This is a genomic window from Synechococcus sp. MVIR-18-1, from assembly GCF_014279835.1.
GTDB lineage: Bacteria > Cyanobacteriota > Cyanobacteriia > PCC-6307 > Cyanobiaceae > Synechococcus_C.
The window spans coordinates 1732120-1752312 of record NZ_CP047942.1 but is presented as its reverse complement, the minus strand read 5'-3'; the positions used below and the strand labels follow the sequence as shown (position 1 = coordinate 1752312).

The following is a 20193-nucleotide window of genomic DNA, read 5'->3' as shown; positions in this document are numbered from 1 at the left end:
GAGGCCTGATCGCCCAGCTCTGGTCTGAACGGCCTTGAGGCAACCGTATTTTGCGATGTTGCCTCGTGCAAAAGCCCCCGTTTGATTAAGGTCGCGCGATCTTCAGTTGCGGTTGCGGCTTTGTGTTGCATTTCGATTGTGCTTTCGATGGTTAGTCAGCTCGATCCTTGCTTTACAGTCAGCACGGTTTCGGCTGACCTCAATGACGTGGGAATACACGCAATTGCGTTTTGTTCCGAAAGGAAAGTCGTGGACTGGAGAAATAGAAGAGCTTTGGCTTGATGAAAAGCAGTTGATCTCTCGCAGGAATCCACAGCATGAGGTCACTTTGGTGGGATTAATGAATGAGCTTGGACAGCAAGGATGGGAGCTGATTACCTATGCGCAACCCTTCACTGGGTACCACGGAGGCTGCTATACATTTAAGCGCAAAACATCATAATGGATGGATAAAAAAATCCGGCCTGACAGAAAGTTCCGTGATCTAAGTTGCGTCACAAGCTGATTGTATTTTGGGGGCAAGAATGTTCGCTAATGTGATTTCGTTTGGCGGTCCTAATTGGCTTTCTGGAGCGTAAATTGTTGTCCTGATTGCGGGACTGTTGCCTATTTATATCCTCAACAGTCGGAAATGTACTGGTAATCGTTTATGTGATGATGGTCTCTTTCTTGTCGGCAATGATGTTTTGGAACAAAATTGCCCGTTGGTCATTGCTTGCGGTTGTATGGACTCTCCCTTTACGTGCCATGGCCTTGGAGCCGGTGAGGTATCGCTGCGGATCACTAGGTGAGGTGAGTGTGGATCGTTCCAGGGCACATCCAACAAAAGCGGTCGTTGTTTATGGCGATCAACGTTGGTCAGGCACCATGAGTGGAGGATCAATGACATTTTTCAGCCCCATCAGTCAAACACCAGAAAGTCCTTGGATGAACTTCGGGCGAAACGGCGTATGGCTTTACACCAATTACGTGGGAACTGCCGGCTGGAGTGAGTTTTGGGCAGAGGATGCCGCCAGCTATCGACGCCAGCATCCTGACTTTCTCGAATCAAGCTGCGTGATAGTCAGTCCTTAAGCCTTGAGGAGCGTGGTTCATCAACGCGTCATCGGCGGAAAAGTTGTCGCTTGATGTCAATGCGCTGGTCTTGTTGTCCAGCCTTTTCTAATTTCAGGACAGTGCGCGTCTGGATTGGCGTTTGATGCCCTCTCCCAAGCCGAGACGCATCGTGCCGAGTCGTTCTCTAGAGCGATTTGTCGGTAGATGGTTGGTTGCTATCCCAGTGGCTTTAGCTCCGGCCTGGCTCTCTGCAGAATTATTCCGCCTTCCCGTCGGGAGGGTGTGTTCAGCAATGAATCGCTCCTTGCAAGAGCAAGTATCAGGTTCTGTGGCGAAGCGGTTGCAGCAGGACTGCCGTCAGGCCGCTGATGAAAGCGTGAATTTTTGGCTTCTCTGGTTCATTTGGGCCCTCTTGATTCGATCGAGTTATCGCTACTGGCCTTTATTGGTTGCGATGGTAGTTGAGGGGGAAAAACATGACTTCTAGTGTTGTGTTTGGGGTTTTTTTTGCTCAATCAATACAGTTGAATGAGAATTTGAGTGAGAACTATGTTGGAAGGAATGGTTGGATTGCTTGAAATTTGTTTCATGCTTTTGATTTGTTTATCTGATTGATCAGATTGTTCTGACGTCTTGGATTGTCTTTCAACGTTTTGCCTGCGCGGGTTCAGAACTGTGTCTTTGAAAACACTTTGATGGATGGACTCCATTGGCTATCGGAACGCCATTTCAGCTGAGATCCGTTATCAGCACTCGTTGATGTCAGGATTGACGCGCTCATGTATGAGGGAGGTCTCGAGCATCCAGGCCTTACCAGCGTATAAATCGATTAGCTTTGGTCTTGATTTGATGCTCAATGACATTTCACTGACATCCTCTGTCTATGGGATGTTTTGAAATGTCGCGCCACACTAGACGCATGACAAACAGCACCCCCACGATCCTGATTTGGGTCAACCAATACAAGAAATACCAGCAGCTGATCGAGCAGGGGCTGACTGATGAGGCCTCAGTCTTGAAAACAGAAATTGATGAAGCGCTGCCCCTGATTGATTTGACTTGGAAAGATTTAGAGCAAGCTGCATCCGATGGGTCTAACTCATAGCCTGGTCACTAGCCTGAGGAGAATGTTTTAGGACGTCACTGCTTTCCATGCAGTTCCCTGAACGCTTCGAGTTTATCGAGATCTTTTTGTTCATCTACGCTGTAGTCAGTAAGGATGAGTGCTTTCCCAATCGTTCCAAGGGCATATTCAAGACGATCGAGATTCTTGCGCCCTTCCTCATCAGCTCGAGCTGCTCGAATCACGTCAGGCTTCAGCTGATCAGCAAGGTTTTCCATTTCATCGGCAATGAAGCGAGCCTGATCGAGTGGTGTTGTCATGAACAGCCTGGGATTTTGCGTTGGTAAGCCTTCCTAATTATAAATTAGGTTTGAGATTGTGTTCATAGCAAGCATTTGTAAGTTTTTTAATTCATACTTTTTCGATAGTTTAGATCTGCGTCGGACTACTACCGAGTGACATTGCTTGCGATGTTGTGGAATGGATGTTGCATCTGCTTACGGCTTGGGGGCTTGAAACACTCTGGTTTGTAGCACCAAAAGCAGCAGTGATGCTGTGCGTTTGTTTATTAACCCTGCCATGATCGCTCAACGTGAGTAAGTTGAGCAAAGACCTGTTCGGAACCGCAGCACAGCACTATGGCGTCATATTCATTTGATGTGGTTTCTGATTTTGACCGCCAGGAGCTGGTCAATACTCTGGATCAAGTCCGCAGGGATGTTGGAAATCGTTATGACCTTAAGGACTCCGGCACAGAAATTGATCTAGCGGAAACGGAAGTGGTGATCACCACGGCGAGTGACATGACATTGCAGGCTGTCGAAGATATCTTGCGGACTAAAGCGACGAAGCGAGATCTTTCTTTAAAGATTTTTGACTTCCAAACTCCTGAGGCTGTGGGTGGGAATCGCGTGAAGCAGGTTATTCAATTGCGAAAGGGCCTTAGTCAAGAGCTTGCGAAAAAGCTGAGCAAAATGGTTCGTGATGAATTGAAAAAGGTCACGGTTGCTATCCAAGGGGAAAGTCTTCGTATTACTGGTAAAAGTAAGGATGACCTTCAGGTAGCGATTCAACTCGTGAAAAGCAAAGAGGAAGAGTTAGATGTTCCGCTTCAATTTGAAAACTATCGCTAAATCTTTAAGATTCTCTCTCCGGTGTTGATGTTTAAAGCTTGACGCCTAGTAGATTATGGATTCTGAGCTTCCTTCCCTTAGGACTTGCTCTGGTCGTATGCTCTTTGGAGGGTTACTCAATAGCTTGCTAAGCATAAAGTCTTTTACTTCAAAAGCTAAGACTATTGTTTTTACGATCGTATCATTTAATCAATTTTTTCTCTTCCTTCAAGCAAGCGTATCAATTACTTTCTTTGATTCTTTGTTGAGGGAAGTTGGACTGGGTTGTCTTCTTTTGCAAGAATCTGTCAGTCATGAATTGAGCCTCTCAGGATGATGTCAATATGGCTTAGGCTGTTTAGCTGAATCATAGTTGTATTTTTTGTATTGGTTATTATTGATACTGAATCAAGCTTGTGAAGCCTGTGTTTGATTCCTTCGTGACTCGCGAGCTTGCGACTTTTTTTGCTGTCAATCTATGTACAGGCATTTCTGTTCTCTTAGGCTCATCTTCGGTTTGTGCTGAACAAGTTCGTTTGGCCAGGCCGATCTCCGAAAATCTCCTGCAGGAGTCTGGTCAGCGGTTTCACCCCGTTCATTCCTCACTCGGAATTGTTAGTAGCCAGGAGCGACTGGCGAGTGAGGTCGGTGCCTTCATGCTTCGGAAGGGTGGGAATGCCATGGATGCTGCTGTCGCTACGGCCTTTGCCCTATCTGTAACGTTGCCCCAGGCTGGAAATCTTGGTGGAGGGGGATTTCTTGTGTTCTGGCATGCACCGGAGCGCAAGGCCTATGCGCTTAATTTTCGTGAAATGGCTCCTCACTTAGCGCATCGAGACCTTTTCCTTGATGCTGATGGAGAAGTGAGTAAGAACAAGGAATTTTTTAGTTTATTAAGTACTGGCGTCCCCGGAAGTGTGGCTGGTCTCCTCAAGGCTCAGGAGCGTTTTGGTCGTTTGAGTCGGGTAGAAGTGATGGCCCCATCGATACAACTTGCGGATGAAGGTTTTGTGATTTATCCGCAATTGGCCGACTCTCTTAAGAGAGCATTTCCACGTCTGAGCAAGGATCCCACAGCTCGATCACTTTTTTATCGACAAGTCGAGCTCCCTGATGGTGGACCTCAATGGATTCCTTATCAATCGGGTGAACAGCTGCGTCAGCCTGAGCTTGCTCAGTCCTTAAAACTCATTTCTTCTAAGGGAAGCGCGGGTTTTTATGAAGGAACGACTGCTCATCAGATTGTGGCTTTAATGAAGTCTCAGGGGGGTCTTATTGACTATCGTGATTTAACTGATTTCACTGCTCCTTGGGTGGAGCCTGTGAAGGGAATCTTTCGTGATCATACCGTGATTTCCATGCCACCGCCAAGTAGTGGTGGTATTACCCTCCTTCAAATTTTGAAGCTGATTGAGCCTTTTGATCTCGAATCATTAGGTACTAATAGTGCAGACTCGATTCATTTGCTTACAGAGAGCATGAACCTTGCTTATCGAGACCGTAATCAGTTCCTAGGAGATCCAGATCAGATTGATATTCCTGTTCGTAGGCTTCTCTCTCATTCATATATTGATAGCCTGCGCAATCAATTAAATCTTGGCTCGCATACTTCTGCAGTCGATTTGGCTGGTCAAGCGCCGCTGTCGTCTGGTGTCAATACAACGCACCTTTCTGTGGCTGATCGTGATGGTTCATTGGTGGCATTAACCACGACATTGAATTTTGCCTATGGCAATGGAATCGCCGTTCCAGGTGCTGGCTTTCTTTTGAACAATGAGTTGGCAGATTTTACGGCGAAGCCTGGTGTGCCCAATGCCTATGGTTTGGTGCAAGGAGAGCAAAATGCAGTTGCCCCAAGTCGAAGACCCCTCAGTTCAATGACGCCCACAATTGTTCTAAATCAAGAGGGTGATTCTTGGTTGGCCACGGGTAGTCCTGGTGGGAGTCGAATTATTACGACCGTTGTTCAAGTTCTTTTGAATAGGATTATTCACGGTCTCAATCTTGCAACAAGTGTCGCTACACCCAGGATTCATAGTCAGTTGTGGCCTGATTCTTTGCAGCTTGAGCAGGGTCTTAGTCCCGACACACTTGAGCTTTTGAAACAGCGAGGCCATGCGTTGCGATTCACGCGTTCGATGGGATCCGCTAATAGTGTTGAGTTCAAACCAAATGGCGGGAGTTTTGGAGTTGCCGATCCTCGTAGGCCTGAAGGTGCTGCAATCGCTGAATAATGTTAAAAAAGCTGTGTGCCGAGCTGCAATGAAAAGCTATTGTCGATTTGTGGAGATGTAAGTGAGTTATAGATGAGCTGGCCATTCAGAGACGTGAATAGCTTTTTGTCTCCCAAAGGGTATATTTTGATTGTTCCTGAAAAATTATTGCTTGGAGATAAGCCATCTATATAAGCCCCTGTGAATTGATTGCTTAGTGAAAGATTGAAGTAATTGTTTGGGTCCCAGTCAAAGCTAATTCGTGCGCTACTTGCTGCAAATGTATTCCCACAGTACTTGTCAGCCTTGCAAAAGTCCCCTCCCCATATGCTTTGCACTGAAGGCCCCGCGGATACATTAAGGGTCATAGTATCTGTCTTGATGAAGTCATATCCAATTCCAATTGAATTGACGAGATTGCTAGATCCTACTTGATTCAGAGTGTCATAGTCGTAAATATTTGAAATATAAGTATTCGTTTTTCCTGAAAATGTGTACGAATAGCGTAGGTCTAGTTGTCCTTGGTTCGTGTCAGTAGCCCCTTCTTGTTCACCTACACTTTTTGAAAATCCATATTCTGTATTGGCTTTAAAGGAAAACAGGTTGACTTCATCCTTGTATTGAGTGATGAGTTGAGATGTGCTGTCGAGATCTTGGTCTCGATCTGTATTTGATCCTGTAATTCCTGCTGAAAAGCTTCCTGTCCATCGCTTTTTTTTTGTTTTGGCTTTCAGGGCTGTTGATTGAATTTTAAGTTTCCCCAAGCTTGGATGGTCAATGACCGTAACCGTATCAGTGCTTTCACTCTTAACTAATGTCCCTTGAATCTTGTCGCCATTGCTTAGAGTCAGTGTAATCGTTTCTGCGGAAGCGATGCGTATTCCACTTTCTAATAGCAGCAGCGCTGTTGCGTTTAGGGCGATTGAAAGGAATCCTGATTTTATCAAAGAGGAAGGGTTAATTCATGCTTTTTATTTTACATTATATTGACAGGTTTAATTGCGCACCTGTTGCCCAGATTGTTGGCCGAGGCCCTTCTCCAGAGGGATTGATGATCCATTGCATGAGCGGCTGTATTTGCAGTCGTTCAGAGATTTGTATCTTGTAGTTGAGTTCAACGACCCCTTCGTAGCTTTGGCTGGGGGCAATGTTTCGACTGAATCCGCTCCTGTTTAACCCCAGCGCTAGTACGTCTTGGGGCCTGCCAGGAATGACGCCTTGGCTGAGCAGTCCAGCAGATGCATAGCTTGTTAGTGGATTGTTGTTTGTATTGAGGCTGAGGCTGCTGGATATCCAGATCCGGTTGTCTTTCCCGATGGGTAGTAAGGGCAATGGCCAAGTAACAGTCGCGTAAATGCCTCGATTGGTGCCATCACCCAGGTTCTTGTTTGGATTGATGTTTAGGCTTGTGCTTGCAATGTAGCTTCCTAGTTGAATGAGCGGATCTGGCAGAATTTGTTCTGATTCATCTATTTTTTGTAGTTTTGAGTTGGTCAATGGATTGATCGACCACTGGGCAATGTGAAGATCGCCTTCGAGCTTTGGTGTGAACGGTGTGACTCCCAGTGAGGCTGCAATTTGGTGTGCGTTGTTCAGATTGTAATAACCATAATCAATGCTACCTAGCTGTTTGTGATGCAGTCCTATTTGTGCTCCAAGAGATGTAAGTGGCGTGATTGGAAGTCCAATCACGGATAGGTTGTAGGGTGTATTTAAGGTGTAATTTGTGTAGTAATTCAGGGCAGGTATTTCCATGGCATTGTTCCCGATCGAAATGACGCCAGCATTCATGCTCCAGTCGATTTTTTTTTCACCTTCTATTCGTTCTAATGATGCATTTGTGATCCACGTTCCAAGTGGATTGACCAGGCTTTGCAGCGGATACTCTGTTCCTAATTGTTCACTGAGATTCAGATTGCCTGCGAACTGGCTCAGTTCCAGCTGAATCTGCCAGTGATCTAAGCCTGTCCAGTTGCTCCGGCTTTTGTTGAGGCCCGTCCCGAGGGTGAGCCCTACGGCAACTTGTTGTAACCAACTACTCGAGGATGGATCTTGCCCACCTGCAACTCCCACCACGGGTTGAGCTGTGAAATCCAGATTTAAATCAATCCAGTCCGTTTGTGGCCTAGATGGCTCTGCTTCGCTGGCTTGAGCCCCAGTGATCCAAAGACCAAAGCTCAGCATCGCATTGGCGACACGTTGAGCTTTCATCTCGTTCTATTCATGCAATGGCAGCGAAGCTTTCTCGGAATGCCTTGATGGTTGCGTCGATGTCTTCATCGGAATGTGCAAGCGATGTGAAGCCTGCTTCAAATGCAGATGGTGCAAGGTAGACCCCGCGTTCGAGCATCGCTCTATGCAGTTGGCCAAATCGTGCGGCATCGGTTGTTTTTGCTTCTTCGAAATTTCGGACTGGACCTTCGCAGAGGAAGAAACCAAACATCGCACCAACGCTGCCTCCGGTGATCGGAAGACCAGCCTCGCGGCCCGCTTCCAGGATTCCTTGAATTAAGCGTTCTGTTGTAGCGGTGAGCTTCTCGTAGCTGCCTGGCTGCTTGAGCAACTCGAGTGTTTTGATTCCAGCCGTCATCGCCAATGGATTGCCACTCAATGTGCCTGCTTGATACATAGGACCAGCTGGTGACACCATTTCCATAATCTCTCTGCGGCCGCCATAGGCACCAACGGGCAAACCTCCTCCAATCACCTTGCCCATCGTGGTGAGATCTGGAGTCACTCCAAAGTGTGCTTGGGCACCGCCGTAACTGATGCGGAATCCAGTCATCACTTCATCAAAGACCAGAAGTGCACCGTTTTCTTTTGTGAGTTCTCGCAAACCCTCCAGGAATCCTGGTTCAGGTTGGATGAACCCTGCGTTGCCAACAATCGGTTCGAGAATCACTCCGGCGATCGCGTCGGGGTTTTCAGCGAAGAGCTGCTTCACCGATTCCAAATCGTTGTAAGGAGCGGTCAACGTGTTGGCTGTCGTGCTCCGTGGCACTCCGGGTGAATCCGGTAGCCCGAGTGTGGCGACTCCTGAGCCAGCTTTGACAAGGAACATGTCCGCATGGCCGTGGTAGCAGCCTTCGAACTTGATGATCTTGTCGCGCCCCGTGAAGGCTCGAATCAAGCGCAGCATCGACATGCAGGCTTCTGTGCCGCTGTTCACGAAGCGCACCATCTCCACGCTTGGGACGGCTTCAATCACCATCTCCGCCAGGGTGTTTTCTAAAGCGCAAGGAGCACCAAAGCTCGTGCCTTTCTCGATGGCTTCTTGGAGAGCGCTAATGACCTCTGGATGGGCATGACCGCAGATGGCTGGTCCCCAACTGCCGATGTAGTCCACATATTTATTGCCATCTACATCCCAGGCATAAGGCCCTTTGACCCGATCGAACACGATGGGTTGTCCGCCGACCGACTTGAAGGCGCGCACCGGAGAGCTCACGCCGCCGGGCATCAGAGCCTTGGCCGCATTGAAGATGGCCTCGGAGTGGCTGGTGTTCAGAGTGGAAGCAGTCACGGGGACGGGAGCCAAAGGGCAGTTGCAAACCGTGCAACATCTTGACCCAAGATCGGCCCGATGTGTTTTTTCTGTACTTGAAGCCAAAGAATTGATGACAAAACTGCCTAAGTTGCGGCAGTACGGCACGTCATCAGTGAACTACGACTGGCCAGCGCTTGAGCGGGAGTTGAGAGGGTTCCTTCCGTCCAAATCAGTCGTCGCGAGGCGGCAGGAATTGCTGACTTACGACTGTGATGGTCTCACCATGGATCGGCACATGCCGAAGCTTGCGGTGTTGCCAGAAACGGCCGATCAGGTGGCCAAAATTTTGGCGTGTTGCCACCGCCAGGGCATTCCTTTTGTGGCTCGAGGGAGTGGTACTGGGCTTTCAGGTGGTGCGTTGGTGGAGCAAGAAGCGCTTTTGGTGGTGACCAGTCGTATGCGCCGAATTCTCCAGATTGATCTCGAGAATCAGACGATCACGGTGGAGCCCGGTGTAATCAATAGTTGGGTGAGCCGTGCGGTGGTTGGAGATGGCTTTTATTACGCCCCAGATCCTTCGAGTCAGGTGGTCTGCAGCATCGGCGGCAATGTCGCTGAAAATTCAGGTGGTGTGCATTGCTTGAAGTACGGCGTCACCAGCAACCATGTGCTCGCCTTGGATGTTGTGCTGCCGGATGGCACACCCACGCGCCTTGGAACCTCGTTATGCGATGCGGCTGAGCTGGATCTGCGGGGCGTGTTTATTGGCAGTGAGGGCACGCTTGGAATCGCCACGGCGATCACGCTCCGCTTGCTGCGTGCTCCCGATGCCGTTGGTGTGTTGCTGGCAGATTTCCCATCTATGCAGGCCGCTGGAGAGGCTGTGCGCTTGATCACTCGCGCTGGGGTGTTACCGGCTGGGTTGGAAATCATGGATCAAACCTGCATCAAAGCGGTGAATGAAGCGTTTGGAGAAGAGGAGTATCCGCCGGAGGCTGGAGCTGTTTTATTGATTGAGCTTGATGGCCAGGAACCGGAGGTCCAGCAAGCCGTCACGGTCACCTCGTCCCTTTGTCGAGAGGCTGGGGCCGGCGATATCCGTGAGGCCTGGAGTGAAGAGGATCGAGCCCGTCTCTGGAAGGGACGAAAAAGTGCCATCTCAGCGCTTGGCAGGCAATACCCCAGCTATTACCTCCAGGATGGGGTGGTGCCACGTACGGCTCTTCCCAGGGTTCTTAAGGCGATCGATCAACTCAGTGCGGACCATGGTCTGGTGGTGGCCAATGTGTTTCATGCCGGTGATGGCAACCTGCATCCGCTAATCCTGTATCGCGCATCAGAGCCGGGTGTAAATGAACGGGTAAAGGCACTCGGAGGCGCGATCATGCATCTTTGCCTTGAGGTGGGCGGCAGCATTAGCGGAGAACACGGAGTTGGCAGCGATAAGCGCTGTTATCTCGACCAAATGTTCAGCGCTGATGATCTGGTCAGCATGCAATGGGTTCGGCTTGCTTTTGATCCGCTTGGCCGTGCCAATCCCGGAAAAATTTTTCCAACACCACAAAGCTGTGGCGAGTCAATGCGACGTTCCGTGCAATTGCAGGTTGAAGGGCAAACGCTTCCCGAAGAAGCGATTGTTTATTGAAATTAGTCTTCAACCTCGTCGTCGTCCTCTAAATCCCAGGCCAGGTCAACCACCACAGGTGCGTGGTCGCTGGGTTGGATCCGTCCTCGTTCTTGCTTGTCGATCGAACAGCTCCGCGCCACCCCCCGAAGTGTTTCATCGAGATACACGTGATCGATTCGCCAGCCACGATCTCGGTCCCAAGCACCACTGCGGTAATCCCACCAGCTCCAATGGCCGCTGTTGGGTTCAAACAGACGAAAGGCGTCTTGAAGATCAGGACCTAAGGCCGCTCTTAACGCGTCCCGTTCGCGATCTGAGGCCATGATCCCCCCGGACAAGCGATCCGGATCAGGTAGGTCTCGCGCTTCAAGCCCGATATTGAAATCCCCCACCACGCAGAGCGGTTCGTCTCTGGTTTGGATGGCCCTGAGGTAGCGCTCGAGGCAGGACAGCCATTTGAGTTTGTAGTTGTATTTATCCGAGCTGAGACTCGATCCATTGGGGACGTACAAATTCACCACTCGAACGCCATCGATGAGTGCGCTGATGACGCGTTTTTGAGCACTAAGCTCCTCTGCTTCTGCGTCGTCAATGAGCTCTGCACTGAAACCCATGCGCACGTCTTCAACGGGTGTGCGACTGATCAGTGCAACGCCGTTGTAGGCCTTCTGTCCGTAAAACTGAACCTCATATCCCCTCTGGAGAAAGGGCTCTAGCGGAAATTGAGGATCATCCACCTTGGTTTCCTGCAACGCCAGCAGGTCTGCTTGCGAGTGTTCAAGCCAATTCAGAACATGATCCAGTCGGGTTCGCACTGAATTGACATTCCAGCTGGCGATTTGCACGGATGATGCGGCTTCTGAAGGTGACCCTTAGCATCGAACCGTTATTTGGGAGCTGAGAACGTGCCATCGCTTACCGCGTTTAGACCTCATCTTCTTGGCCTCATCAGCGCGATGTCGCTGCTCATTTCCGTCGATGTTTTGGCTCAGGAAAGCTCGATGGGTAGCGGCTATCAGTCTCCCCAGCAGCGTGATGTGTTCCAGACCGTGCCAGGCAAGAACGACCAGGAGTCGGTGCTTGATGCCACCAATCCCATGGACTTGATGAATCGGTTGCGCAGGGCCAATGCGATGAATGACGCCACACCACCCGCAGACGCCATCGATGCGGCGCTTAAGGCTTTGGAGTCGTCTCAGCCTGCGCCTTAGGAGGAGGGAGCAGCACGTTTGGGCGACGATTTGCCGTTCTGTCCTCACTTTTTCGGAAGGAGTCAAGTTGCCAGCGCACCGCTAGCTGATCCAGGGCTTGTTTGTTCTGTTCACTGACAGAAAGACGATTCCTGACCCTTAGCAATACCTTTTGCGATAGCTCTCGCTGTCCCTTGTCTCGATGGAGTAGGGCGAGGGCGAGCAGAGGTTTCATGTCCTTTGGAGACTCTGCGGCAATGAGGCGGTAGGTGGCGATGGCTGCGTTGTCTTGTCCGGAGAGGCGTTGCAAATCAGCAAGGCGTAATCCAAGCGTGAGTCGTTGACCTTTGGGTGTTTTCTTAAAACGATCGTTTGTCTGTTCCAAAGCGGTGGCCTGACGCTTTGTTCCCAGATCCAACAGCAGTTGGAGGTTCTGCACTTCTGGGCGATTTGGCCATAGCGCTTGAAGAGTGATGAGCTCACGCCCTGCTCCATCGCGATCACCGCGTTGGAGCTTTCTTTGGGCCAGGAGCATGCGCCACGGCCACTCGCGCAGATGGGAGAGGGCGAGTTCCTCAAGCCTTTGCTCTGGCTCAATGGCTTGAGGAGCTTTTCTCTTGGCTGGATGTTCGACAGGCTTGACGCCTGACAGCTGCTGTTGATTGGTCTTTTGATCGGCCTTTTGATCGACTTTTGGATATTGATTCAGTGCTTGGGCTACAAGCCAGCCTGCGATCAGGGCCAAAGGAAGTCCCAACCCCATCATCCATCGATGTCGAACCTCCTGTAATCGGTTAGCGCCGGGCAATCTGCATGGGGAGTGCTCAGCTCACTCTGATTCGAATCCCCCGAGCTGGCTAGAGTCACTTAAGGCCAATGGAAGCCACTCACATCAATGCGCGACCATCCGATTTCCCCGGTTACAGAACCCCTCCAGTACCGGGCGATCGGTGTTGTTAGGGGGATCTATCGACCGGAATCTGACGATCAGCTGACCCGGGGGGTCTTGATTGATTCCGATGGCAATGAATTAGAGGCTGTCGTTCTTGGCAGGATGCTCACCCTCATGCGTCGTCATCTCGATATGTCAACGCCTCACCTGTGGGTGGTGTATCCCCGCTGCCGTGAGTCAGATCAGCTGCATCTCCAAATTGCAGGAATTTGGGAGCCGAGCACGCTGGCGACAGCTGAGGCCTCGGATGCCGAGAGCGTGGATGCCGAAGCCTCAGAGACCAAGGGTTCCCTGGATCAACTGCCCGAAGGTGACGACTTCTTCTCGATTCGTGGCGAATTGATTTTTACGAAGCCAGAAGCGAATGAGCTCGTCGTGAAGGTGCGCCAGCTCCCTCGAGCTGATGGATTCCGTCCTTTGCCCTTCAAAGTTCAGCTCACAGGAGAACTGTCCCTCGAGCATCTAAGGCATTTCGTCAGCTTGGATGTGCGCCGTCAAGGACAGATCCTCTCTGTTGAGTCCGTTGAAGTGATTGCACCGATGCCGACGCGAGGCGGAAAAGGTCGGGAGGGATCCGGTAAGGGAGGCGCCCGTCCTCGACCTGCCAAAACCTGACCTGATGCCCTCTTCCCCCACCTTCAACACCACTGCCGGTGTCGCGGTGGCTAGCGCTACTGGTTTGGCAGTGTTTGGACCATTGATCGGACTGTCGACTGCATGGATTGCCCTCGGGTTGGGAGGTGCCCTTTTGGGCCTCACCGTTGACGCTGCTCAGTTCAACGGGATGGGAGGTCACCTTTTGGCGGAATCACTGCCCGGAGGACGCAACAGATTGCGCAGAGTTGCGTTTCACGAGGCTGGTCACTGGTTGGTTGCTCAAGAGGAAAATCTCGAGGTCAAACGGGTTCTTGTTGGAACCCGTGGTTGTCTTCAGGCAGGGTTGCGTTGCAATGGTGTCACCGAATTTGCTCTACCCGATCGGGCCCGTTTGTCTCTAGAAGACTTGCGTCGCTGGAGCCGGGTTCTTCAGGCCGGAATGGCTGCGGAAACGCTGCTTGAGGGGCCCCCTCAAGGTGGGGAAGATGACAAGGCTCTGTTGGGACGGATCTGGGGGGTGTCTGGACAAGATGTTGATACGGCTCAGCGAGAGCAACGCCGGGCACGTCGGGAAGTGGAGCAGCTGTTGCGTTTGCGACGCACTGAGCTCGAATCGATCGCCAACAGGTTGCTGGACGGCATGCCTCCAGAGCCAGCATGAGCGCCCTGGTGATTGATTGTCCAACCGGTCTTGCCGGGGACATGTTGTTGTCGGCAGTCCTGGATTTAGGAGTGCCGGAGTCGGTTGTTCATGAGCCCTTGCATGCTCTTGGTCTCGCCAAGGCCTACGGGCTCAACGTTGAGGAATCTCAGAGTGGAGGATTGCGGGGGCTTCGGCTCTCGGTGAGCAGCGAGGAAGCCAACCCTCCCCATCGTCGCTGGTTAGATCTGCGCGCGTTGATCTCGGAGGCTTCGCTGTCACCTTCCCTAAAGACAAAGGTGTTGCAGGTGTTCCAGGCCCTGGCGGATGCGGAAGCCACGGTGCACGGTTGTGCCCCTGATCAAGTTCACTTCCATGAGATTGGGGCGATCGACAGCTTGGTGGATGTGATCGGCGTCTGCGCTGGCATCGAGAACCTTGCCCCTGAGTCGATTTATTGCACAGCCCCTCCCTCCGGCCATGGTCGAGTGACAACGGCCCATGGGGTGCTTCCTGTTCCGGTGCCAGCAGTACTCGAATTGGCGAAGCGTCATCAGCTGCCGCTCCTCACGGGGGAAGATCTTCCTGCTGCTGAGCTCACCACACCCACCGGGTTGGCCTTGGTGGCTGTGTTGGCGGATCACTTTCAACGCCCCTCAAGAATGGAGGTTGAAGCCGTCGGAGTTGGTCTCGGCCATCGCTGTTTGGATCGTCCCAACCTCCTGCGCTTGATCCGCATTCGTGCTGCGAGCAGAACACAGCCTGGTTGGCAGGAGCTTGTGGTGCAGGAGGCTTGGATTGACGATGCCACTGCCGAAGAGTTGGCAAGCCTGGCTCAGCACTTGCGTTTGGCTGGCGCGTTGGATGTGGTTCAGGGAGCCGTGTTGATGAAAAAGCAAAGGCCTGGTACTTCGGTGATCGCCCTTACAACGCCAGATCAGGCTGCTGCCTTGCGGGAGGTGTGGTGGCGCCATAGTCCAACCATCGGCTTAAGGGAGAGAGAACAGGGTCGCTGGGTGCTGCCCCGTCGATGTGGGGCAAGTGCAACCCCTTGGGGCATGATTCGCGCCAAGCAGACGCGCCGACCGGATGGGACTTTCACTCTTAAGTGGGAGCAAGACGAGCTCCAGCGTGTGTCTGCTGAGGCTGGTCTCACCGTGATGGAGCTTCGTGATCGCCTCGCTCTCGAGGCCCATGCTTTTGTGCCTGAGGAGGACTGGCAGTGCTGAAACGGCTTTCTTTGCCTGGTGGTTTACGGCTTTGGATCACCCTGCTCACCCTCGCCTTTGTAGGAGTGGCATTGGCAAGCCATGCCACAGGATTGCGCGCTCTCACCATTAGCCGACAGGGATGGTGGTGGTTGTTGATGGGGCTTGGCTTGAGTTGGCTCAGTTTGGTGGTCAATGCCCTGGCTTGGAAGGTCTTGGTGGTTTGGCTCGGGCATCAGCCTGGACGCTTGGCCTTGGTGCCGCTTTATCTCCGCAGCAACTTGCTCAAATATCTGCCTGGTGGCATTTGGCATTTCCTCGATCGTTTTCGTGCTCTCAGGCCTCAACTTGGTGGCGGCAAAGCTTTGGTGTCGGTGTTGATGGAGCCGATGGTGATGGCCGTTGCTGCCTTGCTGTGGGTGCCATTTGGTGGGTTTCAAAACGGGTTGGCGTTGCTCTGTGTTCTTCCTTCCGCGCTGCTGATGCCGCGTTGGCGTGAGCCTTTGTTGCGTCGGCTGGAGACCAGCAAGTTGCGCCAGCTCAATCGCGTGGACCCTGGGAGTACGACCTCCATTGAGGATGAGGAATTGGGCAGCGGCAGAACGTCTTACCCCTGGTGGCCCCTGGTCACTGAACTGTTGTTCGTGCTCTGTCGATTTGCGGGGTTTTGGTGCTGCTTGCAGACGTTCGGACTCCTGGCTGGGCAGCCTCTAGGCCTTTGGCTTGCGGCCTTTGCCCTCGCCTGGACGGCTGGCCTGGTTGTTCCTGCTGCTCCAGGTGGTTTGGGGGTGTTTGAGGTGGTTCTGTTGTTTCGTATGGGCACGATGGTGCCGGAGGCGCCGTTGCTTGCGGTGGCACTCAGTTACAGATTGCTCGTGACCTTGGCCGATCTGATCGCTGCCGCTGCTGTGAAGGGTGATGCCTGGATGGCAGCAAAGGTTCGCGTTTAATCGGCTGTTCTGATGGTGTGGCCGCTCCCTGAACTCCCAATGCGCTGGGAGGCTTTGCCCTGTCCGCTGGAGGCTGGCTGGGCTCTGATTCGTCTGTGGGAACTCCCAAAACGAGCCGATAACGGGCTGTCCCTTGGAGGGTTTTCAGCAGCTGCCTACCAGGCTTCGGATGACCGGCTTTGGTTGGTGAGTGATGCGTCTCGGGGATATTTGTTGCCAGTTGGCCCTCTTGCAAAAGCATTACGAACAGGCGATCCATTGCAGGTTGGTCCTCGCTTGGTTTTGCGTGACCAAAGTGGAACTCCTCTTCCTCCCTCTTTTGACGCAGAGGGTTTGGTGCTGACGGGCAACCACGGGGTTTGGATTGTTAGCGAGGGGCGCCGTCAAGCAGGGCACCAGGCGCGTCTTCAGCGCTTTTCGCTTCGCAATGGATGGTTATTGGAGACCAAGCGTCTGCCTCCTGCATGGACAGCTCGTCCTGGTCAGGGACTCGCTGTGAATCAAGGGCCCGAGTCTTTAACGCGATCCAGCGATGGGGGACTTGTGCTGGCAGCAGAGGCTCCGTTGCTTCAGGATCTCGCTCAAGGGGATACGGATGGCGTTCGGTTAGCGCATTTGGACCGGGAAGGTGTCCTGGAAGAGCGTGGTCGCTTGCCTCTCGATTCCAGCGACTCAGATCCAGCAGAAACAGATCCAGAAGAAACCGATTCAGAAGAAACGGTGGGACTCACCGAACTTCTTGCATTGGATGGCCCACCAGCATTGTTGGCACTGATTCGTCGTCATCGGCCACTTCATTGGACGGCCAAGCTTCAATTGTTCTCTTGGCCTGCACGTCCGTCTCCGTTGGCTTTGCAGCCCATCACGGGTTGGGATTTCACAACTGAGGAGGTTCCTCGCGAAAATTGGGAGGGTCTGGCTTGGGGGCCAAAGCTTGACGATGGGCGTCGCACTCTCGTGATCGTCAGTGACGATAATTTCAGTCTGATTCAGCGAAATTTGGTGGGACTGTTGGCTCCGCGCCGTAGCCCTCGATGCCGGTCATTACCGAAGGATTAAGTCTCAGTTGTGTGATCGAGGCCTGGAATCAGGGCCGCTGCAGCAATGAGTCCGAGTCCCAGGATCATCAAGGCAGGCCAAAGCGCTGCGGCGAGCCGTTCGTCGCTCGCGTATTGAAAGACCCGCACGGAAAGGGTGTCGAAATCAAAGGGGCGAAGCGCGAAGGTGAGAGGTAGCTCCTTCACCGTGTCCACAAAGACAAGCAGTGCACCGACCGCGAGCGGGCCCCGCAGCAGGGGGATGTGAATGCGACGGAGCACATCCGGCCAGCGACAGCCCAGGCCGGTGGCTGCCTCGTCCAGGCTGGGTGACATGCGTTCCAAGCCTGCATCAAGTCCCCCTTTGGCAACGGCAAGGAAGCGATCGCTGTAGCCCCAGAGCAACAGCAGGATGGGTGAGAGCTGCCAGGGCCCACCGATGAGCAGTAAGGCCAGGGCGAGCACCGCACCTGGAATCGCGTATCCGAGTCCGGCGAGAAAGGTGAGGCTGTGCAGCCAAGGGGCCGTGGTCCAGCGTTTTGTGATCGCCAGGAGCAAGGCCGCTGCCAAGGCCAAACCTGCCGCGGCGAGGGCGAGACCAAGACTGCGCAAGGTCAACAGCAACAGTTCTGGTTGCAAACCGGTTTGAAGTTGATCAAGGTTCAAGCAGGCCCAGATCAAGGGCGTGCCAAGACTGAGAAACGGTGGAATGAACCCCAAGGCCTGAGCGGCCAAGGCTCTCGTTCCAGTGAGAGTCCAGTTCGGGGATTCTCCACCCGTTAGGCCTTCCGACCATCGACGGCTACGACGACGCAGTTTGCGTTCGCCAATCAACAGACCCGTCACGATGATCAGCGTGACTAGGGCAAGTCCTACCGCTCCTGCTGGGTTTCCTTCGAGTTGCCAGGCTTGGAGAATTCCAGCGGAGAGACTTGGAATGCCTAGGAGTTGAACGGCCCCAAGTTCGTTGACCACCTCCATTCCCATCAGGGCGATTCCCGCTCCTATGGCAGGGAGAGCCATCGGGAGGGCGATGCGTCGAAAGCTTTCCCATGGACCCACTCCGAGGCAACGGCAGGCTTCTAGTTGACGGCGACCGCAGATGCTGAAGCTTTCAGTGCTGAGCAGGAAAACGTAGGGATAGGTGCTCAAGGCCATGACCAGTACACCCCAACCCAGTCCATAAATTCGGATCCCATGGATGCTGCCCAGATCCACGAGCGTTGCGGCGAGAAGATACGAGGGGCTGGCGAGCGGGAGAAGCTGGGCAATCCGAAGAAGGCGTCGGCCTGGAAAGCGGCAATTGGCGAGGAGCCAGCCATTTGCGGAGCCAAGAATCGCTCCGAGGCTCGCGGTGCCAAGCAGCAGGAGGGTTGTTCCTCGGATTTGGATCAGACCATCGGCGCCCAGGCTGGCCGAACCAAGAAGAAGGCCTCTGACGCCCTCGCCGATTAATCCGCCTAAGGGAAAGAGCGCGAGCGCTGCGAGGAGGCAGGCCACGACTGCCAATAGGGTCCTCCCTTGCTGCCACTGGGCTTGCAAGCTCTTGCTTGTCATGAGTGGTAGCGAAGGCCTAGGGCTCGAACATTCACAAGGAGGAAGCAGTCAGGTCCACGTCCACGCAATGGATTGCTACTGACTTGCATTCGCACCAAGAGCATGTTGAGAACGATACTCAAGAGTGGATTGTTTGGCTTGGTCCTTCTGCCCAATCAATCCCTTGTTTAAGAGGTTCACTGAGCCGAAATCACGCTATTAGCGTCGGTATTGCCGTACAGGGATCGGGACGAGTGCGGGTTCCATCAAGCCGCCACCGCTGTTGTCGTCATCGTCAGAGTTGGCGTTAAACCAAAGGAGGATGCCAATCAGAATGCAACAAGTCCCCAGAAGGGTGAGCTCAAACATCGCCAACCCAAAGCTGGGGAAACTCTAATCAGAATGATTCGGTATCGACATCTCAATCGGATTTCAACCGTTGGAATGGGTTGGTTGGCTTAGGAAAAGCCTTGGCCAGCATCTTTGGCGACACAGGCTTGGAGTTGCCTCCTGAGGGTGCTGTGATCCATCTCCTGACCGATCAACACCAGTTGATTTTTGCGTTCGCCATCCCAGTCGCTGTCATCGATAGAGAAGCGTTTGCCAGCTAAGTGAAAAACATGGCGCTTTTCACTTTCGTTAAACCAAAGGATGCCCTTGGCGCGAAAGACGCTCTCGGGCAATTGATTGTCGAGGAAGTTTTGAAATTTACGGAGCGAGAAGGGTCCATCGCTACTGAATGAGAGGGAGGTGTATCCCTCGATGTCGAGATGGTCCGCATGGTCGTGGTGCGCATGGTCATGATGCGCGTGGTCGTGGTCGTGGTGCGCATGCGCGTGATCGTGCCCGTGATCGTGATGGTCGTGATCGGCTTTGGTCGCCACGCGATCACTCTCAAATAATCCAACACTCATCAAGAGAGGCAGGGGAACATCTCCCTTTACGGAATGAAGGATGCGAGCGTCTTTTTTGATACTGCGCAGGCTTTCTTCTAATTCTTTGACACGCTCTGTGGATACCAAATCTGTTTTGTTGAGAAGAAGAATGTCTCCGTAAATAATTTGGGAGCGACCCACTTCACTTTCAAAAACGCGAGCATTGCAATTTTCAGCATCAACCAGGGTGATGATTGAATCCAACCTGGTCTGATCTCGCAATTCACTGCCTAGAAATGTCATGGCTACGGGAAGTGGATCGGCAAGACCTGTCGTCTCCACAACCAAATAGTCCAAAGGTTCGGGGCGCTTCAAGATGCGATCGACAGCTTCCAGCAATTCGCCGTTAATCGTGCAGCAGATGCAGCCATTGCTGAGTTCCACCATGTCTGCGCTGGTGCTCACCACAAGATCGTTGTCGATGCCAATCTCTCCGAACTCGTTGACCAGAACAGCTGTTTTGAGACCGTCTTGATTGCTGAGAATGTGATTGAGAAGAGTGGTCTTTCCTGCGCCTAGAAATCCGGTGAGAATAGTGACAGGAGTTCCGTTGGTCTGAATCCTTTGGTTGGAAGCAGTCGCTGACATGG

General features: G+C 52.6%; 22 protein-coding genes. 13 read left to right on the top strand and 9 right to left on the bottom strand.

Annotation, left to right across the window (positions count from 1 at the left end; genetic code table 11):
- Positions 1 to 202 precede the first annotated feature (202 nt).
- The 4 genes from SynMVIR181_RS09410 (at position 203) to SynMVIR181_RS09395 (ending at position 2161) form a co-directional block, all read left to right on the top strand.
- Positions 203 to 442, top strand: coding sequence for a hypothetical protein (locus tag SynMVIR181_RS09410; RefSeq protein WP_186589060.1), 240 nt, complete (start codon positions 203 to 205; stop codon positions 440 to 442).
- 239 nt (positions 443 to 681) lie between these two features.
- Positions 682 to 1074 carry a hypothetical protein gene (locus tag SynMVIR181_RS09405; RefSeq protein ID WP_222929411.1) on the top strand — a complete coding sequence of 131 codons (393 nt, stop codon included), beginning with the start codon at positions 682 to 684 and terminating at the stop codon, positions 1072 to 1074.
- 124 nt (positions 1075 to 1198) lie between these two features.
- Positions 1199 to 1543 (top strand): hypothetical protein, encoded by a 345-nt coding sequence (locus SynMVIR181_RS09400; RefSeq protein ID WP_186589058.1) that lies wholly within the window; start codon positions 1199 to 1201, stop codon positions 1541 to 1543.
- 432 nt (positions 1544 to 1975) lie between these two features.
- Positions 1976 to 2161, top strand: a complete 186-nt coding sequence (locus SynMVIR181_RS09395) for a hypothetical protein (protein ID WP_255444239.1) — start codon at positions 1976 to 1978, stop codon at positions 2159 to 2161.
- Between the two features lie 35 nt (positions 2162 to 2196).
- On the opposite strand, the gene SynMVIR181_RS09390 is transcribed toward SynMVIR181_RS09395, so the two are convergent.
- On the bottom strand, positions 2197 to 2439 hold the full coding sequence (locus SynMVIR181_RS09390) for a hypothetical protein (RefSeq protein ID WP_186589056.1): 243 nt from the start codon (positions 2437 to 2439) through the stop codon (positions 2197 to 2199).
- 318 nt (positions 2440 to 2757) lie between these two features.
- On the opposite strand from SynMVIR181_RS09390, the gene SynMVIR181_RS09385 reads away from it, so the two are divergent.
- Both SynMVIR181_RS09385 and ggt read left to right on the top strand, forming a co-directional pair.
- Positions 2758 to 3252, top strand: coding sequence for a YajQ family cyclic di-GMP-binding protein (locus SynMVIR181_RS09385; protein WP_186523570.1), 495 nt, complete (start codon positions 2758 to 2760; stop codon positions 3250 to 3252).
- Between the two features lie 515 nt (positions 3253 to 3767).
- On the top strand, positions 3768 to 5465 hold the full coding sequence (gene ggt, locus SynMVIR181_RS09380) for a gamma-glutamyltransferase (protein WP_186589055.1): 1698 nt from the start codon (positions 3768 to 3770) through the stop codon (positions 5463 to 5465).
- 2 nt (positions 5466 to 5467) lie between these two features.
- Here the strand turns inward: ggt and SynMVIR181_RS09375 are convergent, their stop codons facing one another.
- The 3 genes from SynMVIR181_RS09375 to hemL form a co-directional block, all read right to left on the bottom strand.
- A complete protein-coding gene (locus SynMVIR181_RS09375; protein ID WP_255444238.1) occupies positions 5468 to 6391 on the bottom strand; it encodes a DUF481 domain-containing protein in 924 nt (307 codons plus the stop codon).
- A 34-nt stretch (positions 6392 to 6425) separates the two neighbouring features.
- Positions 6426 to 7517, bottom strand: coding sequence for a carbohydrate porin (locus SynMVIR181_RS09370; protein WP_255444237.1), 1092 nt, complete (start codon positions 7515 to 7517; stop codon positions 6426 to 6428).
- A 148-nt stretch (positions 7518 to 7665) separates the two neighbouring features.
- On the bottom strand, positions 7666 to 8967 hold the full coding sequence (hemL, locus tag SynMVIR181_RS09365) for a glutamate-1-semialdehyde 2,1-aminomutase (protein WP_186589054.1): 1302 nt from the start codon (positions 8965 to 8967) through the stop codon (positions 7666 to 7668).
- Between the two features lie 94 nt (positions 8968 to 9061).
- Here hemL and SynMVIR181_RS09360 point away from each other — a divergent pair, with 94 nt between their 5' ends.
- Positions 9062 to 10576: an FAD-linked oxidase C-terminal domain-containing protein gene (locus SynMVIR181_RS09360; RefSeq protein WP_255444515.1), complete on the top strand. Its 1515-nt coding sequence runs from the start codon at positions 9062 to 9064 to the stop codon at positions 10574 to 10576.
- Between the two features lie 2 nt (positions 10577 to 10578).
- On the opposite strand, the gene xth is transcribed toward SynMVIR181_RS09360, so the two are convergent.
- Positions 10579 to 11403, bottom strand: a complete 825-nt coding sequence (gene xth / locus SynMVIR181_RS09355) for an exodeoxyribonuclease III (RefSeq protein ID WP_186589053.1) — start codon at positions 11401 to 11403, stop codon at positions 10579 to 10581.
- A 111-nt stretch (positions 11404 to 11514) separates the two neighbouring features.
- On the opposite strand from xth, the gene SynMVIR181_RS09350 reads away from it, so the two are divergent.
- A complete protein-coding gene (locus SynMVIR181_RS09350; RefSeq protein ID WP_370593842.1) occupies positions 11515 to 11769 on the top strand; it encodes a hypothetical protein in 255 nt (84 codons plus the stop codon).
- Here SynMVIR181_RS09350 and SynMVIR181_RS09345 read toward each other — a convergent pair.
- On the bottom strand, positions 11735 to 12556 hold the full coding sequence (locus SynMVIR181_RS09345) for a lipopolysaccharide assembly protein LapB (RefSeq protein WP_255444235.1): 822 nt from the start codon (positions 12554 to 12556) through the stop codon (positions 11735 to 11737). The two genes, SynMVIR181_RS09350 and SynMVIR181_RS09345, sit on opposite strands and share 35 nt — an antisense overlap.
- An 87-nt stretch (positions 12557 to 12643) precedes the next feature.
- Here SynMVIR181_RS09345 and SynMVIR181_RS09340 point away from each other — a divergent pair, with 87 nt between their 5' ends.
- Genes SynMVIR181_RS09340 through SynMVIR181_RS09320 form a run of 5 tightly spaced genes read left to right on the top strand, consistent with a single transcriptional unit; the run spans position 12644 to position 17154 of the window.
- Positions 12644 to 13315 (top strand): hypothetical protein, encoded by a 672-nt coding sequence (locus tag SynMVIR181_RS09340; protein WP_186589051.1) that lies wholly within the window; start codon positions 12644 to 12646, stop codon positions 13313 to 13315.
- Between the two features lie 4 nt (positions 13316 to 13319).
- On the top strand, positions 13320 to 13958 hold the full coding sequence (locus tag SynMVIR181_RS09335) for a hypothetical protein (protein ID WP_186523536.1): 639 nt from the start codon (positions 13320 to 13322) through the stop codon (positions 13956 to 13958).
- Positions 13955 to 15166, top strand: a complete 1212-nt coding sequence (gene larC, locus SynMVIR181_RS09330) for a nickel pincer cofactor biosynthesis protein LarC (RefSeq protein WP_186589050.1) — start codon at positions 13955 to 13957, stop codon at positions 15164 to 15166. Before SynMVIR181_RS09335 ends, larC begins: the two co-directional genes overlap by 4 nt.
- Positions 15160 to 16095: a lysylphosphatidylglycerol synthase transmembrane domain-containing protein gene (locus SynMVIR181_RS09325; RefSeq protein ID WP_186589049.1), complete on the top strand. Its 936-nt coding sequence runs from the start codon at positions 15160 to 15162 to the stop codon at positions 16093 to 16095. The genes larC and SynMVIR181_RS09325 overlap by 7 nt, the downstream gene beginning before the upstream one ends.
- Positions 16096 to 16107: 12 nt before the next feature.
- A complete protein-coding gene (locus tag SynMVIR181_RS09320) occupies positions 16108 to 17154 on the top strand; it encodes an esterase-like activity of phytase family protein (protein ID WP_186589048.1) in 1047 nt (348 codons plus the stop codon).
- Here SynMVIR181_RS09320 and SynMVIR181_RS09315 read toward each other — a convergent pair.
- The 3 genes from SynMVIR181_RS09315 to SynMVIR181_RS09305 form a co-directional block, all read right to left on the bottom strand.
- Positions 17151 to 18689: an iron ABC transporter permease gene (locus SynMVIR181_RS09315; RefSeq protein ID WP_186589047.1), complete on the bottom strand. Its 1539-nt coding sequence runs from the start codon at positions 18687 to 18689 to the stop codon at positions 17151 to 17153. The genes SynMVIR181_RS09320 and SynMVIR181_RS09315 overlap by 4 nt on opposite strands.
- A 198-nt stretch (positions 18690 to 18887) precedes the next feature.
- Positions 18888 to 19043: a hypothetical protein gene (locus SynMVIR181_RS09310; protein WP_186590704.1), complete on the bottom strand. Its 156-nt coding sequence runs from the start codon at positions 19041 to 19043 to the stop codon at positions 18888 to 18890.
- Positions 19044 to 19126: 83 nt separating this feature from the next.
- Positions 19127 to 20191, bottom strand: coding sequence for a GTP-binding protein (locus SynMVIR181_RS09305; protein ID WP_186589046.1), 1065 nt, complete (start codon positions 20189 to 20191; stop codon positions 19127 to 19129).
- Between the last annotated feature and the right edge of the window lie 2 nt (positions 20192 to 20193).

What these genes read in the sequence shown, in the direction of transcription:
- SynMVIR181_RS09410 (WP_186589060.1), top strand. Translation starts at nt 203, where the DNA reads ATGACGTGGGAATACACGCAATTGCGTTTTGTTCCGAAAGGAAAGTCG.
- SynMVIR181_RS09405 (WP_222929411.1), top strand. Translation starts at nt 682, where the DNA reads ATGTTTTGGAACAAAATTGCCCGTTGGTCATTGCTTGCGGTTGTATGG.
- SynMVIR181_RS09400 (WP_186589058.1), top strand. Translation starts at nt 1,199, where the DNA reads ATGCCCTCTCCCAAGCCGAGACGCATCGTGCCGAGTCGTTCTCTAGAG.
- SynMVIR181_RS09395 (WP_255444239.1), top strand. Translation starts at nt 1,976, where the DNA reads ATGACAAACAGCACCCCCACGATCCTGATTTGGGTCAACCAATACAAG.
- SynMVIR181_RS09390 (WP_186589056.1), bottom strand. Translation starts at nt 2,439, where the DNA reads ATGACAACACCACTCGATCAGGCTCGCTTCATTGCCGATGAAATGGAA.
- SynMVIR181_RS09385 (WP_186523570.1), top strand. Translation starts at nt 2,758, where the DNA reads ATGGCGTCATATTCATTTGATGTGGTTTCTGATTTTGACCGCCAGGAG.
- SynMVIR181_RS09360 (WP_255444515.1), top strand. Translation starts at nt 9,062, where the DNA reads ATGACAAAACTGCCTAAGTTGCGGCAGTACGGCACGTCATCAGTGAAC.
- SynMVIR181_RS09350 (WP_370593842.1), top strand. Translation starts at nt 11,515, where the DNA reads ATGTCGCTGCTCATTTCCGTCGATGTTTTGGCTCAGGAAAGCTCGATG.
- SynMVIR181_RS09340 (WP_186589051.1), top strand. Translation starts at nt 12,644, where the DNA reads ATGCGCGACCATCCGATTTCCCCGGTTACAGAACCCCTCCAGTACCGG.
- SynMVIR181_RS09335 (WP_186523536.1), top strand. Translation starts at nt 13,320, where the DNA reads ATGCCCTCTTCCCCCACCTTCAACACCACTGCCGGTGTCGCGGTGGCT.
- larC (WP_186589050.1), top strand. Translation starts at nt 13,955, where the DNA reads ATGAGCGCCCTGGTGATTGATTGTCCAACCGGTCTTGCCGGGGACATG.
- SynMVIR181_RS09320 (WP_186589048.1), top strand. Translation starts at nt 16,108, where the DNA reads ATGGTGTGGCCGCTCCCTGAACTCCCAATGCGCTGGGAGGCTTTGCCC.
- SynMVIR181_RS09315 (WP_186589047.1), bottom strand. Translation starts at nt 18,689, where the DNA reads ATGACAAGCAAGAGCTTGCAAGCCCAGTGGCAGCAAGGGAGGACCCTA.
- SynMVIR181_RS09305 (WP_186589046.1), bottom strand. Translation starts at nt 20,191, where the DNA reads ATGTCAGCGACTGCTTCCAACCAAAGGATTCAGACCAACGGAACTCCT.